The 24,990-nt window shown below is 45.1% G+C and carries 17 protein-coding genes; all 17 read left to right on the forward strand.

Features of this window, described 5'->3' with window-relative positions:
* The first annotated feature begins 5 nt into the window (after positions 1-5).
* Positions 6-3,224: a TonB-dependent receptor gene (locus HMPREF1535_RS10920; protein WP_229102555.1), complete on the forward strand. Its 3,219-nt coding sequence runs from the start codon at positions 6-8 to the stop codon at positions 3,222-3,224.
* A 12-nt stretch (positions 3,225-3,236) separates the two neighbouring features.
* Positions 3,237-4,949 (forward strand): RagB/SusD family nutrient uptake outer membrane protein, encoded by a 1,713-nt coding sequence (locus HMPREF1535_RS10925; RefSeq protein ID WP_046146129.1) that lies wholly within the window; start codon positions 3,237-3,239, stop codon positions 4,947-4,949.
* A gap of 27 nt (positions 4,950-4,976) precedes the next feature.
* The gene (locus HMPREF1535_RS10930; RefSeq protein WP_009859922.1) at positions 4,977-5,453 is read left to right on the forward strand and encodes a DUF5018-related domain-containing protein; all 477 of its coding nucleotides are present in this window, start codon (positions 4,977-4,979) and stop codon (positions 5,451-5,453) included.
* A gap of 110 nt (positions 5,454-5,563) precedes the next feature.
* On the forward strand, positions 5,564-7,246 hold the full coding sequence (locus tag HMPREF1535_RS10935; RefSeq protein WP_046146130.1) for a right-handed parallel beta-helix repeat-containing protein: 1,683 nt from the start codon (positions 5,564-5,566) through the stop codon (positions 7,244-7,246).
* Between the two features lie 55 nt (positions 7,247-7,301).
* Positions 7,302-9,302: a glucosidase family protein gene (locus tag HMPREF1535_RS10940; protein WP_046146131.1), complete on the forward strand. Its 2,001-nt coding sequence runs from the start codon at positions 7,302-7,304 to the stop codon at positions 9,300-9,302.
* Between the two features lie 388 nt (positions 9,303-9,690).
* On the forward strand, positions 9,691-10,623 hold the full coding sequence (rsmH, locus tag HMPREF1535_RS10950) for a 16S rRNA (cytosine(1402)-N(4))-methyltransferase RsmH (protein ID WP_046146133.1): 933 nt from the start codon (positions 9,691-9,693) through the stop codon (positions 10,621-10,623).
* Positions 10,624-10,681: 58 nt separating this feature from the next.
* On the forward strand, positions 10,682-11,035 hold the full coding sequence (locus tag HMPREF1535_RS10955; protein WP_009859918.1) for an FtsL-like putative cell division protein: 354 nt from the start codon (positions 10,682-10,684) through the stop codon (positions 11,033-11,035).
* Positions 11,036-11,037: 2 nt separating this feature from the next.
* Positions 11,038-13,206: a penicillin-binding protein gene (locus HMPREF1535_RS10960; RefSeq protein ID WP_046146134.1), complete on the forward strand. Its 2,169-nt coding sequence runs from the start codon at positions 11,038-11,040 to the stop codon at positions 13,204-13,206.
* A 43-nt stretch (positions 13,207-13,249) separates the two neighbouring features.
* Complete coding sequence (locus tag HMPREF1535_RS10965; RefSeq protein WP_046146135.1) at positions 13,250-14,722, forward strand: UDP-N-acetylmuramoyl-L-alanyl-D-glutamate--2,6-diaminopimelate ligase; 1,473 nt, start codon at positions 13,250-13,252, stop codon at positions 14,720-14,722.
* Between the two features lie 90 nt (positions 14,723-14,812).
* Positions 14,813-16,072 carry a phospho-N-acetylmuramoyl-pentapeptide-transferase gene (mraY, locus tag HMPREF1535_RS10970; RefSeq protein WP_044215089.1) on the forward strand — a complete coding sequence of 420 codons (1,260 nt, stop codon included), beginning with the start codon at positions 14,813-14,815 and terminating at the stop codon, positions 16,070-16,072.
* Positions 16,073-16,187: 115 nt separating this feature from the next.
* Positions 16,188-17,522: a UDP-N-acetylmuramoyl-L-alanine--D-glutamate ligase gene (murD, locus tag HMPREF1535_RS10975; RefSeq protein WP_046146513.1), complete on the forward strand. Its 1,335-nt coding sequence runs from the start codon at positions 16,188-16,190 to the stop codon at positions 17,520-17,522.
* Positions 17,523-17,692: 170 nt separating this feature from the next.
* Complete coding sequence (locus tag HMPREF1535_RS10980; RefSeq protein WP_046146136.1) at positions 17,693-18,997, forward strand: FtsW/RodA/SpoVE family cell cycle protein; 1,305 nt, start codon at positions 17,693-17,695, stop codon at positions 18,995-18,997.
* Positions 18,994-20,100 carry an undecaprenyldiphospho-muramoylpentapeptide beta-N-acetylglucosaminyltransferase gene (gene murG / locus HMPREF1535_RS10985; RefSeq protein WP_046146137.1) on the forward strand — a complete coding sequence of 369 codons (1,107 nt, stop codon included), beginning with the start codon at positions 18,994-18,996 and terminating at the stop codon, positions 20,098-20,100. The genes HMPREF1535_RS10980 and murG overlap by 4 nt, the downstream gene beginning before the upstream one ends.
* 13 nt (positions 20,101-20,113) lie before the next feature.
* The gene (murC, locus tag HMPREF1535_RS10990; protein ID WP_046146138.1) at positions 20,114-21,499 is read left to right on the forward strand and encodes a UDP-N-acetylmuramate--L-alanine ligase; all 1,386 of its coding nucleotides are present in this window, start codon (positions 20,114-20,116) and stop codon (positions 21,497-21,499) included.
* Positions 21,496-22,224 (forward strand): cell division protein FtsQ/DivIB, encoded by a 729-nt coding sequence (locus tag HMPREF1535_RS10995; protein WP_009859910.1) that lies wholly within the window; start codon positions 21,496-21,498, stop codon positions 22,222-22,224. Before murC ends, HMPREF1535_RS10995 begins: the two co-directional genes overlap by 4 nt.
* A 5-nt stretch (positions 22,225-22,229) precedes the next feature.
* Positions 22,230-23,573 (forward strand): cell division protein FtsA, encoded by a 1,344-nt coding sequence (gene ftsA / locus HMPREF1535_RS11000; RefSeq protein WP_009859909.1) that lies wholly within the window; start codon positions 22,230-22,232, stop codon positions 23,571-23,573.
* Between the two features lie 30 nt (positions 23,574-23,603).
* Positions 23,604-24,971 (forward strand): cell division protein FtsZ, encoded by a 1,368-nt coding sequence (gene ftsZ / locus HMPREF1535_RS11005; RefSeq protein WP_010800793.1) that lies wholly within the window; start codon positions 23,604-23,606, stop codon positions 24,969-24,971.
* The last annotated feature ends 19 nt before the right edge of the window (positions 24,972-24,990 follow it).

Genomic DNA, 24,990 nt, shown 5'->3' on the forward strand with positions numbered 1-24,990 from the left:
TCAAAATGAAAAATGTTTCTATTGAAGATGTATTGAATAAGATAGAGGAAAAAACAGAATTCCGCTTTTTGTATAATAAAGACGTTGTAAACGTGGGACAAAGAGTGAATGTTTCTGTTAATGAAAGTAGCATTTCGGATATTCTGAATAATATACTGAAAAATACAGATATACATTATACTATTAGCGATCGTCAGATTGTATTAAGTAAAAGTGGATTATTCGCTTTGGTTAGTAATGAACGGATTGTGACCGGGATAGTGACTGATGAGAATGGAGAACCAATCATTGGTGCTAATATTATAGTAAAGAATGATCCGACACTAGGAGGGATTACTGATGTCAATGGTAAATTTAGTATAACAGTTCCTGAAAAGGCAACATTGGTTATTTCTTATATAGGATATGAATCCAAAGAAATAGCTGTGACTAATCAATCTGCAATACAGGTCGTTTTAAAAGAAAGCCACAGTCAATTGGATGAAGTGATCGTTGTTGGTTATGGCTCGACATCAACCAGAAAAACGGTAAGTTCAGTAACTAGTGTAAAAACAGATAAGATAGACGAACTGCCATATACAAGTACATCTGCTGCGTTGCAGGGACGTGCTGCCGGTGTAATTGTTCAGCAAACAGGAGGAGAACCTGGTGGAACAGTTCCTACAATTTCTATCCGCGGTGGTGGTACTCCTCTTTATATCATTGATGGTATTATTCGTGAACCATTGGACTTTAATGCTTTGACTTCTTCTGATATTGAATCAATATCAGTATTGAAAGATGCGAGTGCAACAGCTGTATATGGTGCTCAGGCTGGTAACGGTATCGTTCTTGTCACTACTAAGAGAGGAAATAGTGAAAAGATCAATATTGATTATACTGCAGGTTTTGATTGGAGCAGACCGACCATTATTCCGGACCGGGTCAATGCTGTTGAATATGTAACGGCAGCCAATAAAGCGGCTGAATATGATGGTCGTGGAGCTTATGCCATGTACTCGGAAGATGTGGTCAATAAAGTGTTGAACCATTCTGATCCGGCTAATTATCCGGATAATGACTGGCTGAAAATGGCAATCAATAATTTTGCACCTCAGATGCGGCATAACCTGTCTATGTCGGGTAAATCTAAAAATGGTGTGAAATATTATACTTCTCTGGGTTATTTAAATCAGGAATCTTTATTTAAGCAGTCCCATAACAATACTTTTAAACGCTATAATATCAGAAGTAATGTTTCTTCCTCTTTTGATAATATCGGTTTGGAAGTGGGGCTGAATCTGGATGCAATTTTGGAAAAGAGAAATCCGAATCCATATGGTCAGTCACAGATTTGGAGAAACTTATTGGCGTATAACAAACCAATAGACGTGGCTTACAATCCTGACGGGACTTACAGTGCTTTCTCTGTTCATCCATTGGCCTGGCTGGATAAAGAATCGGGATATGACCGGGTTTCGGATAATATATTAAACACACAACTTTATGCAACCTGGACGTTACCTTGGGATAAAGGGTTAAAGTTTAAAATTTTGGCTAACTCCCGCTATTCTAATTATAATGAAAAGTATTTTAAATCCAGTGCTCCCCAATATTCTCCTTCCGGGGTATTGAAGGAGGCTGCCCCATCTGAAATGTCACTGACAAATAGCTGGTGGCGTAATAATACATTGGAGGCTAGTGTGGAATATAGTCGTGCTTTTGATCGACACTTCCTCGAAGTCCAGGGAGTGTATAGCTATTATAATACGACAAATGAAGAATTCAGTGCATCGAGAAATGGCTTTATTTCAAATGATTTCGACCAGTTGTTTGCCGGAGACGCATCTACACAGCAGAACACCGGAACGGCTCAGGAGGGAGCACGTATTGGGTATGTGGGACGTTTGAGATATAATTATGCTGATAAGTACCTGTTGGAGGGAAACTTCCGTTATGATGGTTCTGATAATTTCGCAAGAGATCAGCGTTGGGGATTTTTCCCATCAGGTGCTGTTGCATGGGTTGTTTCGGAAGAAGGCTTTATGAAGACATTGAAGGATAAGCAGATTATTGATTTCTTTAAAATCAGAGCTTCTTATGGACAAGTGGGGTTGGAAACCGGAGTTGCTCGTTTTGGTTATATTCCTACTTATTCATATAACTCTCAATCTGCCGTTGTAGGAGGTGAGTTTGTTCCAGGTTTTACAGAAGGGAATCTGGTGTCGAATGCTTTGAGTTGGTATACAAAAGATGTATTTGATATTGGTTTTGATATGGCGTTCCTGAACAATCATTTGAATTTTACTTTCGATTATTATTATTATAAGACGAAAGGATACTTGATCTCTCCTCAGAATCGTTATACAACTACATTGGGAAAAGATCTTCCACAAGTAAAATCGAATAGTATCCATCGGCGGGCTGGTTATGAAGCAATGGTAAGATATAAGAATAAAGTCGGTCATTTGAATTATGATCTGGGTTTCAATTTTACGACTTATGATGAGTTGTGGGAAGTAAATGAAAGTGAATCGGAAGCCACTTTGAAAAACCCTAAAAAGCGTTCAACCCATCAAAAGAATTATTATGGAAATGCGTATCAGTCAAGTGGTATCTATCAAAGTACAGCAGATGTCCTTGATAATCCTCGTTTCCTGAGTGCTACGGAATTGAAACCGGGTGATCTGGCTTATATTGATGTAAATGGTGATGGTAAAATTGATTCGGAAGACCAAGTGAGAATCGGTAAACCGTTCTTCCCGTCATTTAACTATGGCTTTGATTTCAATTTGGATTACAAAGGCTTTTTCTTGTATGGACTATTTCAGGGTACAGGACCGCGTTATGTTGAATTAAGCGGTTTGATGAAAGGTGGTAATACTATGGAGATGAATTATAAGTATCAGCTGGATTTCTGGACTCCGGAAAATGTGGATGCGGCTTATCCCCGTGCTTCTTCTTATCAGAATATTAATAGTTCGAACAATACGCAGTCTTCTGATTTCTGGATTAAAAATGCAAGTTATTTCCGTTTGAAGAGTCTGCAGTTCGGATACGATTTCAAGAATATATTGTTGAGGAATGTGAATGCGATTAGTAAATTGAAATTATCGGTAATGGGGACCAATCTCTTTACTATCTCTGGTGTGAAAGATTATTTCGATCCTGAAGTTGTGGATGGTAGCGGACAGGGATATCCTGTTCAACAGACATTCTCAGTTGCATTAAATGTTGGATTTTAAAAAGAAACAAATATGAAATATATAGCAATTTTATCGACTTTTATTCTTTTGTTTGCCTCATGTGCAGATGATCTGGATAAATCTCCATTGGATAAATTTTCAGAAGATAAGGTGTGGAGATCTGCAGAAGGAGCACAGACTTTTATTAACGGGACTTTATATGTATCCAAGTTGCTGACGGAGAATGCAGATGACTGGAGTGATAATTCAGTTGTCAACACAGAGATGAGCGCTGCTGTCAGAACAGTTCGCGAGTTGATGACGAATGCCAATGATTATGGTTGGAACAAATTCGGTGAAATCCGCCGGTGCAATCTGATTATAGAGAAGGTTACTGCTTCCGAAGATATAAAAGAAGCGGATAAGGAACCTCTGATCGCACAGGCTAAAATGCTCCGTAGTATTGTTTATTATACTCGTGCCAGATTGTTTGGACGCTTGATGATCGTTGATCGCGTACTGACTCCGGATGACGACCTTATGTTTCCTCGTTCGAAAACGATAAAAGAAACTTATGATTTTATTATTAATGATCTGACTGAAGCTGCGGAAGGATTGCCGACAACTGCTTCTGCGGGTGCTTTGACAAAAGGTGCAGCGTATGCTTTAAAAGCAGCTGTTTGTTTGCAGGGAGCAGCTTTTTTAACAGATTCTAATGAGAAAAGGGATTATTATCAGCAAGCAAAAAAAGCATGTGAAGACTTGTTTACATTGGGTATTTATTCTTTGGAAAGCGATTATGGAAAATTGTTCAATGATTATTCTACCGGGTTAAGTTCGAAAGAGGTGATTCTGGCCACTTATTATTTATCAGAGACGACAAAGATGTCAGGAACATGGATGCAATCTATTGTCCCTAACCAGGGAGCTGGAAAAATACCGGAAGAGGTGGCTGCTGTATGGCCTGTGGAAAACTTTGAGGGGTGGCATGATAAATCTCCGTCTCAGGATTTGGTTGACGCTTATGAGGTGGTTGATGCCGACGGGAATGCTAAAACATGGGATGAAACATCTTACTATAAGAATTTCAAACCGAATGTCGATTATGTAAGTAATGCAATCTATAGGAACCGCGATGCCCGCTTTTATTCAACGATAGCTTACGACTCAGTCAAATATTTTAATTCAATCATTACAACACGTGTTGGTGGAAACTTGTATTATTTGAATAATAAGGAGAAAGACCGTCATATGACAAAAACAGGTTATTTATATATTAAGAACCTCTATCAGGATAAATCGGTCATTGCTGGCGTGCCGACAGACTGGCATTTGATTCATTTGCGTCTGGGACGTTCGTATCTAGACTATGCGGAAGCTTTGTTGAGACTGGGGGAAACAACTACAGCAATTGAATATATAAATAAGGTTAGAATGACTCATGGAAAGTTACCAGCTTTGTCGACAGCTCTTTCCTTTGATCAAGCCTGGAAATATTATAAACAGGAACGCCGTGTTGAACTGGTGCAGGAAGAAGATAGATATTGGTCTTTACTCCGTTGGGGAAAAGAAGACGGATTGGATGAAATTGAAGAACTTAATACACCTCCGACAGCAATAGAGATTGCGGCTGATGGCAAAAGTTTTGAGATCATACCGGTTCCGGTTGTAGGTCCGTCTAATGATAGAAAATTTACAACCAGAAGATACTTTTTACCGATACCCAAAAATGAAACAATTCTGAATGAAAAGTTGTCGGATGATCAGAATCCGGGTTGGGAATAATTATGAATATATTAGAATTTATTGAATATGAAACAACTGATATTAATTAAGTACGTATTGCTCTCTTTCTTGTGTATCTGTTTGTCATCGTGTCTGACGGCAGGATTAGATGATGATCTGCCTGTTTATACAGAGGCGGAAGTAACGGCATTCAATTTTGAATATCGCTGGACTATACAGGAGGGTATTAGTGAGAAGTTACAAGTAAAAACATTGACTGCACAGACGAAAATCAATCAGGCAGAAGGACTTATTGAATGTGCTATTACGGTGCCTAAAGTTTCCGGAACATTTACGGAAGAAGTAAGAAATCAGGTTTCCTTATCCAAATTAATAGGATATGCAACTATTTCAACTGCAGCATCAATTGCGCCTGTAGGTTCTGCTCCGGTATTGGGGAAAGTTGGAGATTTTTCTCAATCAGATATGGTCTATGAGGTGACTGCGGCCGATAATAAGAATAAAAAGCAATGGAGATTGGTGATTACAAGTTTTACTAAGTAGCTGTAACCATATGTAAGAAGCACTCTTTTGGAATAAAGCTAAGCGATTATTCTTTAAGAGTGCTTTTTTGTATCTATAATATGATTTGACAGAATAGAAATTGAGTTAAAATGAAGAGATTAATATATTTATTTATCATCTTATTCCATTCTTGGTTGTATTGTTATGCAGAGTCAGGACAACGGATCAGTGTATTGGATTTTGGAGCAATACCGGATGATGGGCTTGATGATTCGGAGAATATTCGTAAAGCTTGTGAATATTGTAGGGATAATAAATCTACCGTCTTGTTTTTTCCGCCAGGTCTGTATAATTTCAGGGATTCACTGGCATTACAGATTGAGCGAGAGGCTATAAGCGGAGTATATGGAGAGAATGTACAAGGTCGCTTATTTAAACCGGATGCCCCTTATGTGAAAGCATTGGATTTGTTTGGAGCGGAGAATCTGGTTGTGGAAGCGGAAGGTGCTATATTATTATTGGAGGGATGGTATGAAGTTGTTTCGATAGATAAGGCCCGGGAGGTAACAATAAAAGGTTTGAGTATTGTTTATCGGAGGCCGCCTAATACGGTGGGGAAGATAACTAAATTGAATGAAGGTAGCTTTGATATGCAGATCGATCCTGAACGGTATTTTTATTTGGATAAAGATGTAACAGGCAGAGTTCATTATGTGGATGCTATGAGAGAGAGATTATATACTGGTGGCAGAGTTTCCGGAAAAGAGTTGCTTTCGAAAGACATGATCCGGATTTATACTGATTTCAGACCTTCTACAGGTGATTTCTGTGTATTGCGTCATTCCGGGCATTATCGTCCTGCAATTATGATAAAGGAATCGTCTGATATTTATATTGAAGGAGTTAAGATTCATAGTCAGCCGGGTATGGGAGTTGTCGGACATCTGTCGGAAAATATAACTTTAGAGAATCTGCAAGTGATTCCGGAAGCTGGTATGATTATTTCAACTAATACGGATGCAACACATTTTACTAGTTGTAAAGGAGAAATTGTGATAGAAAATTGTAAATTTGGAGGGCAGGGAGACGATTGCACAAATATTCATAATTATTATTATACAATTGTTCCCCAAACAAAAAGATCTGTAGAAATAAAAATACAAAATGCAGACCTTCATGCTTTATCATTGGATTATCCGGACGTTGGTGATACTTTGTTGGTTGTGAATAGGAGTAATTTGATGGAGAAAGAACATTTTATAGTGGAGCAGGTAGATACGTCTACTGTAGACTGGAGGGTGAGTGTGACATTGAATAAAGACTGGCTTATCGGTTCTCCGGATCTTTATTATATGACAAATATTACACGTCGTCCCTCTGTTCGGATTACGAATAATACAGTGAAGAGTCACTTGGCAAGGGCATTTTTGATAAAAAGCAGGAATGTTCTTATCAATAAAAATGTAGTACAGAATAGTACTGGAACGGCTATTCAATTAGGAGCTGAGGCTGGTTGGCGTGAAAGTGGTCCGGTGGAGAATGTGTTGATTGAAAATAACTGGATTTCCGGTTGTGGTTATGCACAAGGAACTCAGGGAGCTTCATCCGGAATCAGTATATCTGTATCCGGTATAAGAGAGAAGACGGGTTTTTTAAACAATAATATTCTTATTCGGAATAATATTATTGAAGCGGTAAATGAACATGCTATATCGGTTGAAGACGCGAAGAGTGTTCGGATCATCAACAATGATATTTCGGGATGTCCGCATCCTGTTTACATGAAAAATACTGAATCTGTAACGGTGAAGGATGTTCGTTACTCTGATTAGTAATGGAATTATAATAAAAGTAATGTGTGAATAACTATTTATATAATAAAGTATCATGAAGAAGTTTTTATTTGTGTTTTTATTCTGGACCCTTGTTTGTGGTGGAACTCTTTCTGCTCAAAACCGTTGGTCGATCAACCCCGACGGCAGTATCTCCTGGAATGTCAAAGACCGTATCCCTCATTATGACCATATTGAGATGAGCGGGCTGAAAGTTTCGACTGTGCTTCGTTACGGGGTGAATGCCGACGGATCTTTTGAACTGAATAAAAGTATGGTTTGGCCCATGTTGCGCACTATCCCGAACAATACGCATGCCAGCCTGATGCGTCGTTTTGCCTGGAATGCAACGGACATGGTGGCGGTGAACGGACAATCGTTATCCGGAGAAAAGGTGAATAAGATTACGCTGGATGGGAAAATGACTGTAGAAAGTGCCATCGGATTATCGCGTAATGCAAAGGCTGAACTGACACGCATCATTTTCCCGGCGGTGGCGAAACCGGCCGTTTATGAAAAGTATATCCTTCGGAATACAGGTAGTTCGCCTCTTACGGTGGAAGTGCCCGAATCGCGTGCCGTGATTAACACAGACCCGGAAAAAGGAGTGGACGGCAGTTATAAATTAGTCTCGGAAATTATCGGGGCAGCAACCAAACAGCTTCAGCCGAAAGAAGAACTTGTTTTTTATGCTGCTATCACCGGCTATAAAAACGGTGAAGCAGAATTGAAACCTGATGTGGAAAAGGAACTTCAGGAGCGGAAGGAACTGATTGCAGGCTTTTGGGATAATCTGATTCTCGAGACACCGGACCCTGTTGTCAATACCATGTTTGCCTTTGCCAAAATACGTGGTGCTGAAAGTATTTACGATACCAAAGGCGGATTGATGCACGGTCCTGGCGGTGAGTCATATTATGCCGCTATCTGGGCAAACGACCAGGCGGAATATATCAATCCCTTCTTCCCTTATCTCGGATATGAAGCCGGAAATGGCTCGGCCCTTAATTCGTTTAAACATTTTGCCCGTTTCATGAATCCGGAGTATGAAAAGATACCGAGTTCAATCATCGCAGAAGGTATTGATGTTTGGGGTGGGGCCGGTGACCGTGGCGATGCGGCAATGGTCGCTTACGGAGCTTCCCGTTATGCCCTGGCAAGAGGTGACAAGGCGGAAGCCGAAGAGTTGTGGCCTCTGATTGAATGGTGTCTGGAGTATTGCCATCGTAACCTGAATGATAAAGGAGTGGTCGCCTCTGATTCAGATGAACTGGAAGGACGTTTTCCTGCCGGAAAAGCCAATCTTTGTACCTCTTCATTGTATTACGATGCGTTGCGCTCGGCTGTCTATCTGGGAAAAGATTTGAAGAAGCCTTTTTCTGTATTGAGTGCTTATGAAAAACAGGCAAGAGACCTTCGGGAAAATATGGAAAACTATTTCGGAGCCAAAGTCGAAGGCTTTGACACGTATCAATATTATGAAGGAAACGATGTCCTTCGTTCCTGGATTTGTATTCCTCTGACTGTTGGAATCTTTGACCGCAAAGAAGGTACGATCAATGCCCTGTTCTCTCCCCGCCTGTGGACGGAGAACGGTTTGTTGACCCAGGCAGGAAGTGAAACATTCTGGGACCGTTCCACCCTTTATGCTTTAAGAGGCGTATATGCCTGCGGGGCAACCGCGAAGGCAACAGAATATCTGAAATTCTATTCCAATCAACGCCTGTTAGGTGAGCACGTGCCTTATGCTATCGAAGCCTGGCCGGAAGGAAGTCAGCGCCATCTTTCTGCAGAAAGCGGATTATATGGGCGTATCATCACAGAAGGAATGTTCGGTATTCGTCCGACAGGACTGAAATCCTTCACTTTTACTCCCCGTTTGCCGTCGGAATGGAACAGTATGAACTTGCGTAAAATAAAAGCATTTAATACAACATTCGATATCGAAGTGCTCCGTGAGAATGGAAAACAGTTAGTTACTGTCAAATCCGAGGGGAAGACACTATTACATAAAGCCATAAAAGAAGGAGAAATCGTTTCTGTTAAACTAGACTGATTACTAATCTATTACAGTTTCCTCGTAGTTCCCTGCTTTGGAAACTGGCGTTCCCTGCCTGGGAAACTACAATTCCCTGGGCAGGGAACTCTGATTTCCTCCCGAGGAAACTCCGGTTTCTTGGGAGAAAATTGTATTTATCTCCCTGTTTGTTCCATTGTAGAACCACACTATTGTTTGGGTGCAGCCTTAATCTTTTGTCTACTTTTCTATCAAGAGAAAAGTAGGTCTCCCTTACCTGTTGATAACTTTTTTGTACTTTTCTCATATATTTCTTGGAAGGTAATTTGATAAATGTTTAATTTTACCCACAAATATAGTAAAGTGCCCGTTGCCAACGAAGTAGGGTGCTTTTGTTTAAGGGAAAGTTTAACGTGTAAAACAGAAAATGGAAGAGAAAGAGACTTGCTATCATGTACCGGTGATGCTCGATGAAAGCGTGAAAGGCCTGAATATTCAAGAAGGGGGTATCTACGTGGATGTGACCTTCGGAGGTGGCGGACATTCACGCGAAATCCTGAAACGGATGGATAGCGATGGCGAACTTTACGGATTTGACCAGGATGCCGACGCCGAACATAATATTCCTGATGACTCCCGTTTTGTGTTTGTTCGCAGTAATTTCCGTTATTTGTATAATTTTATGCGTTATCATGGCGTAGACGGCGAAGTGGACGGGCTATTGGCCGACCTGGGCGTTTCCTCCCATCATTTCGATGATAAAGACCGTGGTTTCTCTTTCCGTTTCGACGGAGCGCTGGATATGCGGATGAACGCCCGTGCCGGCCAGACGGCTGCCGATATTGTAAACAACTATACGGAAGAAGCATTGGCCGACGTCTTTTACCTTTACGGCGAACTGAAAGTTGCCCGCAGGCTGGCCTCATTGATTGTCCGGACACGTGAAAACAAAAAGATAGAAACAATCGGAGACTTTCTGGAACTGGTTAAACCCTTTACCGGAAAAGACAAAGAGAAAAAGTTCCTGGCACAGGCATTCCAGGCCCTTCGTATCGAAGTGAACGACGAAATGTGTGCCCTGAAAGAAATGCTGCAACAAACCCTCCAGGTCTTAAAGCCCGGCGGACGTTTGGTTGTAATCACTTACCATTCTCTGGAAGACAGGCTGGTAAAGAACTTCCTGAAAACAGGAAATTTTGAAGGAAAAAGCGAACAAGACTTTTTCGGAAATGTACAAACGCCATTTCGTATGGTAAATAATAAAGTAATTGTGCCTTCCGACGAGGAGATTGAAAGAAATCCCCGTTCGAGAAGCGCCAAATTAAGAATAGCGGAGAAGAAAGGAAAAAAAGAGAATTGAAAATTACAAATTGAAAATTAGGTTCGCGTTCGTATAATTTTCAATTAAAAAGGGAGTTATGGAGGAAAAACAACAACGTAAAAAGTCAAAGAAAAAAGAGAAACGTCTTTCTCTTTTGTATGTGCTGGGCGGTGGTATCCTGAACGAGGATTTTATCGTTAAACACACAAGAATGATTGTGCTTGTTGTGATAATGATATTTTTCTTCATCGGCAACCGCTACACCTGCATGCAGAAACTAAGGGAGATCGACCGCCTGCAACAACGTTTGCGCGACATTCGTTTCGAGGCATTGTCTATTTCATCGGAACTGACGGGCAATAGCCGTCAGTCGCAAGTAGAATTATTGATTGAAGAACAAGGTATTGAACTGGAAGGAGCCAAAACTCCGCCGTATGAATTATACAAATAAATATGGCAGAAGAGAATGAACCAATAGAAATCGCCCCGAAAAGTAACCGTATATTATTCTGTTACTTTCTTGTCGTGCTATTATTGGGGCTTATAGCAGTGGGCATATTGTTTCGCACGTTTGATACAGCTTTTGTGGAGAAGGAGAAATGGGAGAAGGTGGCCGAAAGCCAGAAACGCCCGAACCGTCTGATATTACCCGGACGTGGAAACATCTATTCTTCCGATGGAAAGCTGATGGCAACCAGTGTGCCTCGTTATTATACCTATATCGACTTTCGTGCCGACGGATTTTCTGTCGATACGTTCCGGAATTCGAAGGTGAACGGGGTGGATTCGCTGGCCGTTTATCTGTCACGTAAATTTAAGAATCGTACGCCGGCCGGCTATAAGGCGCATCTGCTTCGCGGACTGAATAGCAAAAGCCGTCAGTATCCCGTTTATGAGGGGCGTGCTTCTTATACCGACCTGAAAGAGATGAAGAAATTCCCGTTTCTCCGTTTGAGTCGTTATAAGAGTGGATTCTATACGAAGGAAATGGTGCAACGCCAGAAACCCTTTGGGACATTGGCATCCCGTACTATCGGAGATATTTACGGTGAGATTGAAGCCGGAGGTGTGACCAAAGGAAAGAACGGGTTGGAGTTGCAGTACGACTCTTTGCTTCGGGGTGAACCCGGAGTGAGTTCGGTTCGTCGTGTTGGTGGCGGATGGACGAATGTTGTTGAGATAGAGCCGGTCGATGGCATGGATATCCGGACTACGATTGATATCAATATCCAGGATATAACCGAGAAGTCATTGGTCGATATGTTGAAGAAGATCGACGCCGAATCCGGAACAGCCGTTGTCATGGAAGTGGGGACAGGCGAGGTGAAAGCGATAACCAATATGGGCCGTATCCGTGAAGGCGCTTATGCTGAAACCAAGAACCATGCAGTAGCGGATGAGATAGAGCCGGGTTCGACCTTCAAAGTCGCCTCTATGATGGTCGCTTTGGAAGACGGAATCTGCCAGCCAAGCGATACGGTGGATGTGGGCAAAGGTATTTATATGTATAAAGGTGCCCGTATGACCGACCATAATATGAATAAAGGCGGTTACGGTCGTATCTCGGCAGAGCAGGCTATCTGGTATTCTTCGAATATCGGTGTGGCGAAGATTATTCTGAAAGGGTACGAAAAGAACCCGACCAAATATGTGGAAGGTTTGTATAAGCTGGGCTTGACTATTCCGCTGAACCTGGAAATCCCGGGAGCCGGACGTGCCAAGATTCGTATGCCGAACGATACCGCCTTGTACTGGTCGAAGACAACATTGCCCTGGATGTCTTTCGGATATGAAACGCAGATACCGCCTATCTATACGCTGACATTCTTCAATGCCATTGCAAACGGGGGAAAGATGGTGCGCCCGATGTTTACTAAAGAGATTATGCACAACGGAAAGACGGTGCAGAGTTTCTCGACAGAGGTGTTGAAATCGTCTATCTGTTCAGACAAAACATTGGAGATTATCAAAGATATGTTGCTGGGCGTAGTAGAGAAAGGAACCGGTAAAGCCGTTCATTCGGATATCATCCGTATAGCCGGAAAAACAGGTACGGCGCAGATTGCTTCGGGCGGTGTTTACCGTACAAGCGGGCACCAGGTTGCTTTCTGCGGATATTTTCCGGCCGACGAGCCGAAATATTCCTGTATTGTCGTTATCCGCCGTCCGCGTATCGGTTATCCGTCCGGTGGAACGATGTCCGGGGGCGTGGTAAAAGCCATTGCCGAGAAAGTATATGCCAGCCATATGTCGTTTGATGTGCGTGATATGGAACGTGATTCATTGGCCGTGATGTTGCCGGCTGCAAAGAACGGGAATCTGGAGGCACTGGAAAATGTATTGGATAAACTCGATGTCAGTGCAAATACAGACAGCCTGGAGACAAAATGGGTTGTCGCAAAGCGTGAAGAAGGCGAAGAAGAACTTCATCTGCGTGACCTGGCAATCCGTGAAGGCCTGGTGCCGAATGTGATTGGAATGGGCGCTAAAGATGCGGTTTTCCTGCTCGAAAGTGTTGGTTTGCGGGTTGTATTGGATGGAATGGGACGTGTTTCCGCCCAGTCGATGGGAGCAGGCACACGAATTGCCAAAGGACAGTCCATTCGCTTAACATTAAGATAATAGAAAGGGGAGGTTTCCGGACCTCTCCGTAAACAGATAGAATATGGAACTGAAGAAATTGATTCATACGTTGGATGTACTGGAAGTCGTAGGGATAGATGATGTAAAAATCGCAGGTATCCAGTCTGATTCCCGTAAGGTGGAAGACGGCTTTTTGTTCGTGGCGGTAAGAGGCACAGCGGTCGACGGTCACGCTTATATCGACGGAGCCATTGCCAAAGGTGCCGTAGCGGTAGTCTGCGAGGATATTCCATCCCTTTCGGAAGAAAATGGAAATCCTTCCGGGAGAAATGTCATTTTCATCCGGGTGAAAGATTCGGCGGATGCATTGGGTAAATTGGTTTCGACCTGGTATGACAATCCTTCGGATAAACTGACGCTGGTGGGCGTTACCGGAACGAACGGCAAGACGACTATCGCTACCTTATTATATGAAATGTTCCGTAAGATGGGACATAAGGTAGGCCTGCTTTCAACTGTATGCAATTACATTGACGGCGAAGCGATTCCGACCGATCATACGACACCCGACCCGATCACCCTTCATAGCTTGATGGCACGGATGGTGGAAGCCGGATGCGAATATGCTTTTATGGAAGTCAGTTCCCATTCGATCGACCAGAAACGTATCAGTGGTCTCTCGTTCGACGGTGGTATCTTTACCAACCTGACACGCGACCATCTGGATTATCATAAAACAGTGGAGAATTATCTGAAAGCCAAGAAGAAATTCTTCGATGACCTGCCTGCCGGCGCTTTCGCACTGACGAATGCCGACGACAAATCAGGTCTGGTAATGCTTCAGAATACGGCAGCAAAGAAGCTGACCTATTCATTGCGCACATTGGCTGACTTCAAAGGAAAGATTCTTGAATCGCACTTTGAAGGAACCGAGATGATTATTAACGGCCGTGAGGTGGTTGTCCACTTTGTAGGCCGATTCAATGCTTACAACCTGCTGGCTGTTTACGGGGCTGCCGTTTCTTTGGGCAAAGATCCGGAAGAGACGCTGATTGTGTTAAGCACGCTTCATTCGGTTTCTGGTCGTTTTGAAACGATACAGTCTCCGAAGGGTTATACGGCTATTGTCGATTACGCCCATACGCCGGATGCCTTGACGAACGTGCTGAACGGTATCGATGAGGTGCTGAATGGCAGAGGCCGCATCATCACCGTAGTGGGTGCCGGAGGAAACCGTGACAAAGGCAAACGCCCGTTGATGGCAAAGGAAGCCGTCAAGCTGAGCGACCAGGTCATTCTGACTTCTGATAACCCCCGTTTTGAGGAGCCGGACGATATCATCAACGATATGGTGGCCGGACTAAGCAAGGCGGATATGGAACGTACGCTCTGTATCACCGACCGTATGCAAGCCATCAAAACGGCAGCCATGCTGGCGAAGAAAGGCGATGTGATCCTTGTTGCCGGCAAGGGACACGAAGATTATCAGGAAGTAAAAGGTGTGAAACATCATTTTGACGACCGCGAAGTAATAAGAAATATATTTAATAGTTGACAGTTGACAGATGATAGTTGACAGTTAAATGTTCATCACAAATAACTGTCAATTGTCACTTGTCAACTGTCCACTGAAAACGAAGTTTTTATGTTGTATTATCTTTTTAATTATCTGGATCAGCTGGATCTCCCTGGGGCGGGGATGTTTAAGTATGTATCATTCCGTTCCGGACTGGCGTTGATCCTCTCTTTGTTCATCTCGACAGCGATCGGCCGCCGGATCATCGATCGTTTGCAGTTATTGCAGATCGGTGAAACTGTGCGTAACCTCGGACTGGAAGGGCAGATGAGTAAGAAAGGTACGCCGACAATGGGAGGTATCATTATTATCATTGCCATTTTGATCCCGACATTGCTTTGCGCCAAGCTGAACAATATTTACGTAATCCTGATGATGGTGACAACCGTCTGGCTGGGTGCTCTCGGTTTTGCAGACGATTATATCAAGGTTTTCCGCAAAAATAAGGAAGGGATGCACGGCAAGTTCAAGATCGTCGGACAGATCGGTCTGGGACTGATTGTCGGACTGGTGTTGTTTATGAGTCCGGATGTCGTAATTAAAGAGAATATGGAGGTGCGCCATGATAATGTGATTGAAGAAGTACATTATCATACGGTGGAAACCAAGTCGACCAAGACGACGATCCCGTTCCTGAAGAATAATAACTTTGATTACGCCCAACTGGTCAGCTGGGCGGGCGATTATAAGGAAGAAGCAGCGTGGCTGGTATTCGTGCTGATGACTATCTTTGTGGTGACGGCCGTTTCAAACGGGGCGAACCTGACCGACGGGCTGGACGGACTGGCTGCCGGAAGTTCAGCGATTATTGGGGTTGCTCTGGGGATATTGGCTTATATGTCGTCTCACTTCGAGTTTGCTTCCTTCTTGAATATCATGTTTATTCCGGGGGCGGAAGAACTGGTGGTCTTTGCGGCTGCCTTTATCGGGGCGACAGTCGGTTTCCTGTGGTATAATTCATATCCGGCACAGGTATTTATGGGCGACACGGGTAGTTTGACGTTGGGAGGTATTATAGCAGTGTTTGCCATAATTATCCGTAAAGAGTTGCTTATCCCGATTCTTTGTGGTATTTTTCTTGCTGAAAGTATTTCGGTGATGGCGCAGGTTGCTTACTTTAAATATACAAAGAAGAAGTATGGCGAAGGTCGTCGCATATTTAAAATGACGCCATTGCATCATCATTTCCAGAAAGCAGGGAATGCAGGAATACAGGCGTTGATACAAAAACCGTTCAATGTAGTGCCCGAATCGAAGATCGTGGTGCGCTTCTGGTTGATCGGTATTATTCTGGCGGTTATTACGATCGTCACATTGAAGATGAGATAAATAATGTGGCAATATGGCGCTGCGCTAAATTTGCCAATTAAGGAATTGAATAATTTAGAATAGAGAGTATTTTATTGGCACATTGGCATATTGGCAAATTAGATAATTATTAATGATGAATAGAATTGTTGTATTAGGGGGAGGAGAAAGCGGTGCAGGTGCTGCTGTGTTGGCGAAAGCGAAAGGATTTGACGTGTTCGTTTCCGACTTTTCGTCTATCAAACCCAAGTATAAGGAGCTGCTGGACACCCACGGAATCCGTTGGGAAGAGGGACAGCATACTGAAGCCGACATTCTGAATGCCGACGAGATCATCAAGAGCCCGGGAATACCCGATAAGGCTCCGATCATCCAAAAGCTGAAAGCGCAGGGGACGCATATCATCTCCGAGATCGAATTTGCCGGACGATACACCGACTCGAAAATGGTCTGTATCACCGGTAGCAATGGGAAAACAACGACCACCATGCTGACCTACCACATACTGAAAGAAGCCGGACTGGACGTCGGGTTGGCAGGAAACGTCGGTAACAGCCTGGCCTTACAGGTCGCCGAAGAACCGCATGCGGTCTATGTCATCGAACTGAGTAGTTTCCAGTTGGATAACATGTACGACTTCAAAGCGGATATAGCTATCTTGCTGAATATAACGCCCGATCATCTGGACCGTTATAATTACGAGATGCAGAATTATGTGGACGCCAAGTTCCGCATCATTCAGAACCAGACGTCTGAAGATGCATTTATTTTCTGGAACGACGACCCGATCATTGCACGCGAGATTGCCAAGCGCCATCCTGCGGCTACTCTTTACCCATTCGCCGAAACACATGAAGACGGCGTGAAGGGATATACGGATAATAAGCAAATAGTAATTGAAACCTCAAACGGAACATTTACAATGGATCAGGACTTATTAGCATTAACGGGTACACATAACCTGTACAATTCGTTGGCTTCGGGTATCGCCTCCAAGGTGGTCGATATCCACGATGAGAATATACGGGCTTCACTGAGTGACTTTACCGGGGTGGAACACCGCCTGGAGAAGGTTGCCCGTGTACGCGGAGTAGATTATATCAACGATTCGAAAGCAACAAACGTAAACTCTTGCTGGTATGCCTTGCAAAGTATGACTACCAAGCTGGTACTGATACTGGGCGGGACGGATAAGGGTAACGACTACTCCGAGATTGAAGAACTTGTGAAACAGAAAGTACGTGCCTTGATCTTCCTGGGTGTCGACAATGCCAAGCTGCATGCCTTTTTCGATGGGAAAGTAGCGCAGATAGAAGATGCCCGCTCGATGGAAGAAGCGGTAAACAAAGCGTATAAATTGGCAGAAAAGGGAGATACGGTCTTGTTATCCCCGTGCTGCGCCAGCTTCGACCTCTTCAAGAGTTACGAAGACCGTGGCGACCAGTTCAAGGCCTGCGTACGCAGTCTTTAATTTCCGGTTGTCGGAATAACGCTTTTCCGATGGTCGGAACAGTGCTCTTCCGATAGCTGGAACAACGCTATTCCGATGGTCGGAACAGTACTCTTCCGGTCATCGGAAATATAAATATCGGGAATCCGGAGATTGCCGTAGTTTTAATTTGAATAAAAGACAAGTATAGAATGGATCTGGCAAGTAAATTATTTAAGGGCGACCGGGTGATATGGATCATCTTCATGTTCCTGTGCCTGATTTCGGTTGTTGAGGTGTTCAGTGCCACGAGTACGATTGCCTACAAGAACGCGAATCATTGGGCGCCGATCGTTCGTCATGCCACTTTCCTGCTGGGCGGGTTTGTGCTGGTTTTGCTGTTGCACAATGTCCCGTGCCGGTTCTTTCCGGCGTTTATATTGTTGCTGCCCGTCTCGGTGCTGATGTTGCTTGTCACGCCCTTTGTCGGGATCAATGCTAACGATGCACACCGCTGGCTGGAGATATTCGGCATACAGTTCCAGCCTTCGGAGTTTGCCAAGCTGGCCTCCATTGTGTTTATCGCCTTCCTGCTCAGTAAGCGGAGCAGGTTTACCGACGACCAGATATTCAAATACATACTGATCGGGGTGGGGGTGACCTGTGTACTGATTCTTCCGGAAAACTTCTCGACGGCGTTTATGCTGTTCGGTGTCTGTTTCCTTATGATGTTCATCGGCCAGTTGCCATTGATGAAGTTGGGGAAGCTGGCGGGTGTCCTGATATTGGCGCTTATCCTCTTCGTTGTCTTGCTGCGGTTTACGCCGGCTGGGGTGACCCAATATTTGCCGGACCGTTTCAGCACCTGGCAGGGACGTTTGGAGCGTTTTTTCGACGGACATGAATCGGATACCGACGAGAACGGAGTATATAAGATTACCGACGATAATTACCAGGTCTCCCATGCAAAGATCGCGATTGCACGCGGAGGGGTGTTCGGACAGTTGCCCGGTCATGGTCAGCAGAGAGATTTTCTTCCGCAGGCCTATTCCGACTTTATTTATGCGATCATTATTGAAGAATTGGGTGTGGTAGGCGGTGTATTCGTGCTGATGCTTTATATCATGTTATTGGTGCGAGTCGGGATGATTGCGCGAAAGTGCGAGAAAGCCTTTCCCAAATATCTGGTGCTCGGGTGCGGCCTGTTGGTCGTCGTGCAGGCGCTTGCCAATATGGCGGTGGCCGTCAACCTTATACCGGTAACCGGCCAGCCGATGCCGTTGGTCAGCCGTGGTGGTACTTCGACGGTGATATCCTGTATTTATTTCGGGATCATCCTGAGTGTAAGCCGTTTTGGAGCCAATATGGGTAATGAGGAAGATGAACTTCCGGAAGAAGATGAAACCGAAGGCGCCGGTGCAGCCCCAGCCATCACGGAGGAAGAAATCTCCAACTGGGTGCCCGACACACAGCCTGAGACAGAAGAAGTAGTAACAGAGACAAAATCAAGAGAATGAAGGAACAGTACCGTATAATAATAAGTGGTGGCGGAACCGGAGGACATATCTTCCCGGCTATCTCCATTGCCAATACTTTCAGGAAACGTTTCCCTGATGCGGAAATCTTATTTGTAGGTGCGGAAGACCGGATGGAAATGGAAAAGGTTCCGGCCGCCGGCTATGAAATAGTAGGTTTACCGGTGAGTGGTTTCGACCGTGCCCACCTGCTCAACAATATAAAAGTGCTCAACCGTCTGCGTAAAAGCCTCGGACTGGCGAAGAAGACGATCCGCGAGTTTCGTCCGGACATTGCAGTGGGAGTGGGCGGCTATGCCAGCGGCCCGACGTTGTGGATGGCGGCTTCGCTGGGCATCCCGACCCTGATCCAGGAGCAAAACTCTTATGCCGGAGTAACCAATAAGTTGCTGGCAAAGAAGACCTCGAAGATATGTGTTGCCTACGACGGTATGGAGAAGTTCTTTCCGGCCGACAAGATTGTGATTACCGGAAACCCTGTCCGCAAGGATCTGGAAGAAGCGACCGACAGGAAAGAGGAAGCGCTGGCTTTCTTCGGTCTTTCTCCGGAAAAGAAAACGATACTGGTAGTCGGCGGTAGCCTGGGAGCCCGCACGATCAACCGCAGCATACAGGGCGACCTGGATAAACTGTTCGCTTCCGATGTGCAGGTGATCTGGCAGACTGGGCGTTATTATTACAGCGAAGCCACCAAGCATCTGAAAGCCTATCGCGGCATGCCCATCTGGTGCTCCGACTTTATCACCCGTATGGATTATGCCTATTCGGCTGCCGACCTGATCATCTCCCGTGCCGGAGCAAGTTCTATTTCTGAACTTTGCCTATTGAAGAAACCTGTCATCCTGGTTCCTTCCCCTAACGTGGCGGAAGATCATCAGACGAAGAATGCCATGGCTTTGGTAAACAAAGATGCAGCGATCATGGTTTCAGATAAAGATGCTGAACAGCAACTGGTAACGAAAGCCCTGGAGGTTATCCACGATGACAAACGTCTGGCTCAGTTGAGTAGTAATATCGAACAGTTGGCCCAGCATCAGAGTGCAGACCGTATTGTCGATGAGATAGTAAAGATAATAGAGAAGTAATAAAGAAAACGATATGAATATAAATACGATAACGGCTGTTTATTTTGTCGGAGCCGGAGGAATTGGGATGAGTGCCCTGATCCGTTACTTTCTTTCAAAGGGAAAACAAGTAGCCGGATATGATAAGACTCCGTCCGACCTGACCGCACAGTTGAACCGTGAAGGTGCCGTTATTCATTACGAAGATAATATCTCCCTGATACCGGATGCTTTTAAAGACCCGGCTAAGACTTTGGTTGTCTATACGCCCGCCGTTCCCGAGACGCATACGGAGTTGGCCTGGTTTTGTCAGAATGGTTTTGAGATCATGAAACGTGCCCGTGTCTTAGGCGAAATCACCAACTGTTCGCGTGGCCTTTGCATTGCCGGAACACATGGTAAGACAACGACCTCTTCCATGCTTGCCCACCTGCTGAAACAATCACATGTCGATTGCAATGCTTTCCTGGGAGGTATCCTGAAGAACTATGACAGTAACCTGATGTTGTCCGATAAAAGTGACCTGACCGTGATCGAGGCAGACGAGTTCGACCGCTCTTTTCACTGGCTGACACCTTATATGGCTGTCATCACTGCCGCCGACCCGGACCATCTGGATATCTACGGCACAGAGGAAGCCTATCGTGAAAGTTTCGAACATTTCACCTCGCTGATCCGTCCCGACGGTTGCCTGCTCATGAAGAAAGGCATCAACGTAACGCCCCGGCTGAAAGAGGGTGTGAAACTCTATACTTATACCGGAGCAGAAGAAGCCGATTTTTATGCTGAAAACATCCATATCGGAAACGGTGAGATCCACTTCGACTTCGTTGGCCCGGATATCCGTATTGCCAACATTCAGTTGGGTGTTCCTGTAAAAGTAAATATAGAGAATGGGGTTGCCGCTATTGCCCTTGCCTGGCTGAACGGCGTGACTCCGGAAGAAATAAGAAAAGGCATGGCATCCTTTGCTGGTCCGAAACGCCGTTTCGACTTCCATCTGAAGAAAGATGCTATCGTCCTGATCGACGATTATGCCCACCACCCCGCCGAACTGGCTGCCAGCATCCAATCTGTGAAGGAACTTTATGCCGGACGCAAGGTAACGGGCATCTTCCAACCGCATCTGTATACCCGGACACGCGACTTTGCTCCCGACTTTGCCGCCAGCCTGTCGTTGTTGGACGAACTTATCCTGCTGGATATTTATCCTGCACGTGAAGAGCCTATTCCGGGGGTGACTTCGGAAATCATATTCGATGCTGTCACCATCCCAGCCAAGAAGCTGATTCGTAAAAGCGAACTGCTCGACCTGGTGGAGAAGGAGGCAGATACGTTTGAAGTTGTATTGATGGTTGGAGCCGGCGATATAGACCGGCTGATCGAACCTGTTAAACAAATATTGGATAAGAAATTGTGATTCGTATAGTTTCCATAGTAGTCGCTACACTGTTGTTTTGTTACATCGTGTTTGTATCCTTCTTCTTCCGTGAAATGAGGCAGGATAAGGTATGCCAGGACCTTCAGGTCGTGGTGAAAGACAGTCTCGACAAACATTTTGTAAGCGAAAGCGATCTGGTGACGATCCTTAAAAAGGCTGATCTGAACCCGATCAAGAAGCCTATGGATGCTATCAACACCGACAGGATAGAAACCGAACTCAAAAAGAACGAAATGATTGCCCGTATCGAAGCCTATAAGACACCTTCGGGGATCATAAAGCTGGAAGTTGAGCAAAAAATACCTATCTTGCGTGTGATTAGCTCCCGGGGAAACTTCTACGTGGATAACCTCGGCACTACGATGCCGGTCAGTTTCCGTTACGTCGCCGATGTCCCTTTGGTAAGTGGATATGTCGAAAAAGAGCTGGCGGTAACCGACTTATACAAATTTGCATTATTTTTGCAGGAGAATGAGTTCTGGAATAATCAGATAGAACAGATTTATGTTCATCCTGACAACGAAGTGGAACTGATTCCCCGGGTGGGAAACCACCGTATTGTACTGGGTACTTTCGACGATTTCCAGGAAAAGCTGGATAACCTCCGGCTCTTCTATGACAAGGTCATACCGAAAGTCGGTTGGGAGAAATACAGTATAATAAATTTAAAATACAAAGATCAGATTGTTTGTACTAAAAGATAGATGATATGGCATACACAGACTTTATAGCAGCCATCGACCTTGGCTCTTCTCACATGGTCGGTATGGTAGGAACGAAGAGCCCGACGGGAGCTCTCTCGATTATTGCCTACGAAGTTGAGAACTCCGCTACCTGTATACGAAGAGGATGTGTATATAATGTGGAAGAAACAGCAAATAAGATCAAACGACTCATCCTGAAGCTGGAAAATAAACTTGGCGGTGCCCGCATCGGAAAGGTTTATGTCGGCATCGGCGGGCAGTCGCTACGCTCTATCGATCATACCGTTCCCCGGATATTGGGTACCGACGGGGTGGTGACGGAAGAGGTCATCAGCGGCCTGTATGAGGAATGCCGCAATTATCATCCGGATATGCTGGATGTGCTGGCAGCCGTTTCTCCTACCTATTTTTTAGACGATAAACCTGAACCTAATCCGGTTGGCATTCCCTGTACCCGGATTGAAGCTCGCTATAAGCTGATTGTCGGACGGCCTTCGTTGAAACGTTATGTAATCAACAGTATTGCTGACCGTGCCAGAATAGAAATTGCTGACATTGTCGTTTCGCCGCTGGCCCTGGCCGATGTGGTGTTGACCGACAATGAAAAGGACCTGGGCTGTGCCCTGATCGGTTTCGGTGCCGGAGTGACTACGCTGACGGTCTATAAAGCCGGACAGCTGGTGAACCTCTCCGTCATTCCTTTCGGAGGCCATTTGATTACCCGCGATATCACCAGTCTCCATCTGGTTGAAGCCGAAGCGGAACGCGTAAAGCTGACCTACGGTAGTGCCCAGATGGAGAAAGATAATGATTTGAGCATTCAGGTAAGTTCTGCCGATGGCATGGGATTGCGCGAGATCAAACTCGCCGACCTCAATAATGTGATCGAGGCGCGTATGAAGGAGATTCTCGAAAATGTATATGCCCGCCTTGAAGCAACCGGCCTGATAAATTCGCTCGGTGCGGGTATCATTATCACCGGTGGTGGTGCCGCTCTGAAGAACCTGCCGGAGGTGATCCGTGAACGTCTGAAGATGGACGTGCGCTACTCTGCCGTGCGTAAGGGTATCGTGGAAAGCGGGGAAATGATTGCCAACAATCCCGAATATGCCGTTGCTGTTGGTTTGCTGGCAAGAGGAGCAATAAACTGTGCCCTTTATATACCGCCTAAGGTAGATCCTATACCGGAGAAGAAAGAAGAGCCGGTTGAGGAAGAACCTAAAAAGACTCCTGAGCCACCTAAGAAGAAACCGGAGAAGAAGAAAGGTCCCGGCTTGTTCGGACGCCTCACTAAAAGTATAGACACGTTTGGTAAGGGTTTGTTTGATGACGAAGACGATATAAAGTAACAACAGCGAATGTAATAAAACCGGAAGACAATGGACGACACAATATTAAGTTTCAATTATCCGACAGATACTCCTAAGATCATCAAAGTAATTGGTGTTGGAGGCGGTGGTGGTAACGCTGTTACCCACATGTACAAAGAAGGTATACATGATGTTACATTCGTTCTGTGTAACACCGACAACCAGGCACTGAACCGCTCGGACGTGCCGGTCAAAGTGCCTCTGGGGCGTAACATCACCCAGGGACTGGGAGCCGGAAACAAACCCGAACGGGCCATGATGGCTGCCGAGGAAAGTATGGAAGATATCCGCAAGATGCTGAGCGACGGTACCAAGATGGTCTTTATCACTGCCGGTATGGGTGGTGGTACGGGAACGGGAGCCGCTCCGGTAATCGCTCGTTTTGCCAAGGATATGGGAATACTGACGGTCGGTATCGTTACAATCCCCTTCGTCTTTGAAGGTGAACGCAAAATCATCCAAGCGTTGAACGGGGTGGAAGAGATCAGTAAGAACGTAGATGCTTTGCTGGTTATCAACAACGAACGTCTTCGTGAAATATATTCCGACCTGACCATGACGAATGCTTTCGGAAAAGCCGATGATACCTTGACCATTGCCGCTAAGAGCATTGCCGAGATCATCACTCTTCCGGGTATTATCAACCTCGACTTTGCCGATGTCAATACCACTATGAAAGATGGTGGCGTAGCTCTTATGAGTAACGGTTTCGGTGAAGGGGAAGGTCGTGTGCGCCAGGCAATAGAAGATGCTCTGAACTCTCCGCTGCTGAACAACAACGACGTGTTTAATGCTAAAAAGATATTGTTCAACGTATCGTTTGGCGAAGAGGCTGAGTTGCGTATGGAAGAAATGAATGACGTACACGATTTTATGTCACGCTTCGGACGTGACATCGAAGTGATTTGGGGTACGGCAATCGACAATACATTAGGGACGAAAGTCAAAATGACTATCCTAGCCACCGGTTTCGGTATGGAAGACATTCCTCAGATCGCCGAAAAGCGTCAGATCGAGCAAGGCCGCATGACCGAAGAGGAACTGCGCCTGGAAGAAGAACGCCTGAACAAGGAACGTGCCGAAAAAGACCTGATCGACAAATATTACGGAGCTTCCGGTCAGCGTATGCGCCGTGTGGCAGCCCGTGCAAAAGCGGTTGTGTTGAATCAGGATGAACTGGACGACGATGCCCTGATCGCTCTGATCGAAGATAATCCTACTTATAACCGTGACCCGAAGGTGATTGCCCGTGCCCGTTCCAAAGTGATGGGTGACGAGATCCCGGTTTCATCTTCTGCGACAACGACTCCTTCGGCGCCGCGTAGCGAAGGGAAGAAACCCGATACGGGCGGTAAGCAGGTGATAAGTTTCCGATAATTCTTAAAAAAGAAATTAG

This window comes from Parabacteroides goldsteinii DSM 19448 = WAL 12034 (genome assembly GCF_000969835.1).
GTDB classification, from domain to species: domain Bacteria; phylum Bacteroidota; class Bacteroidia; order Bacteroidales; family Tannerellaceae; genus Parabacteroides; species Parabacteroides goldsteinii.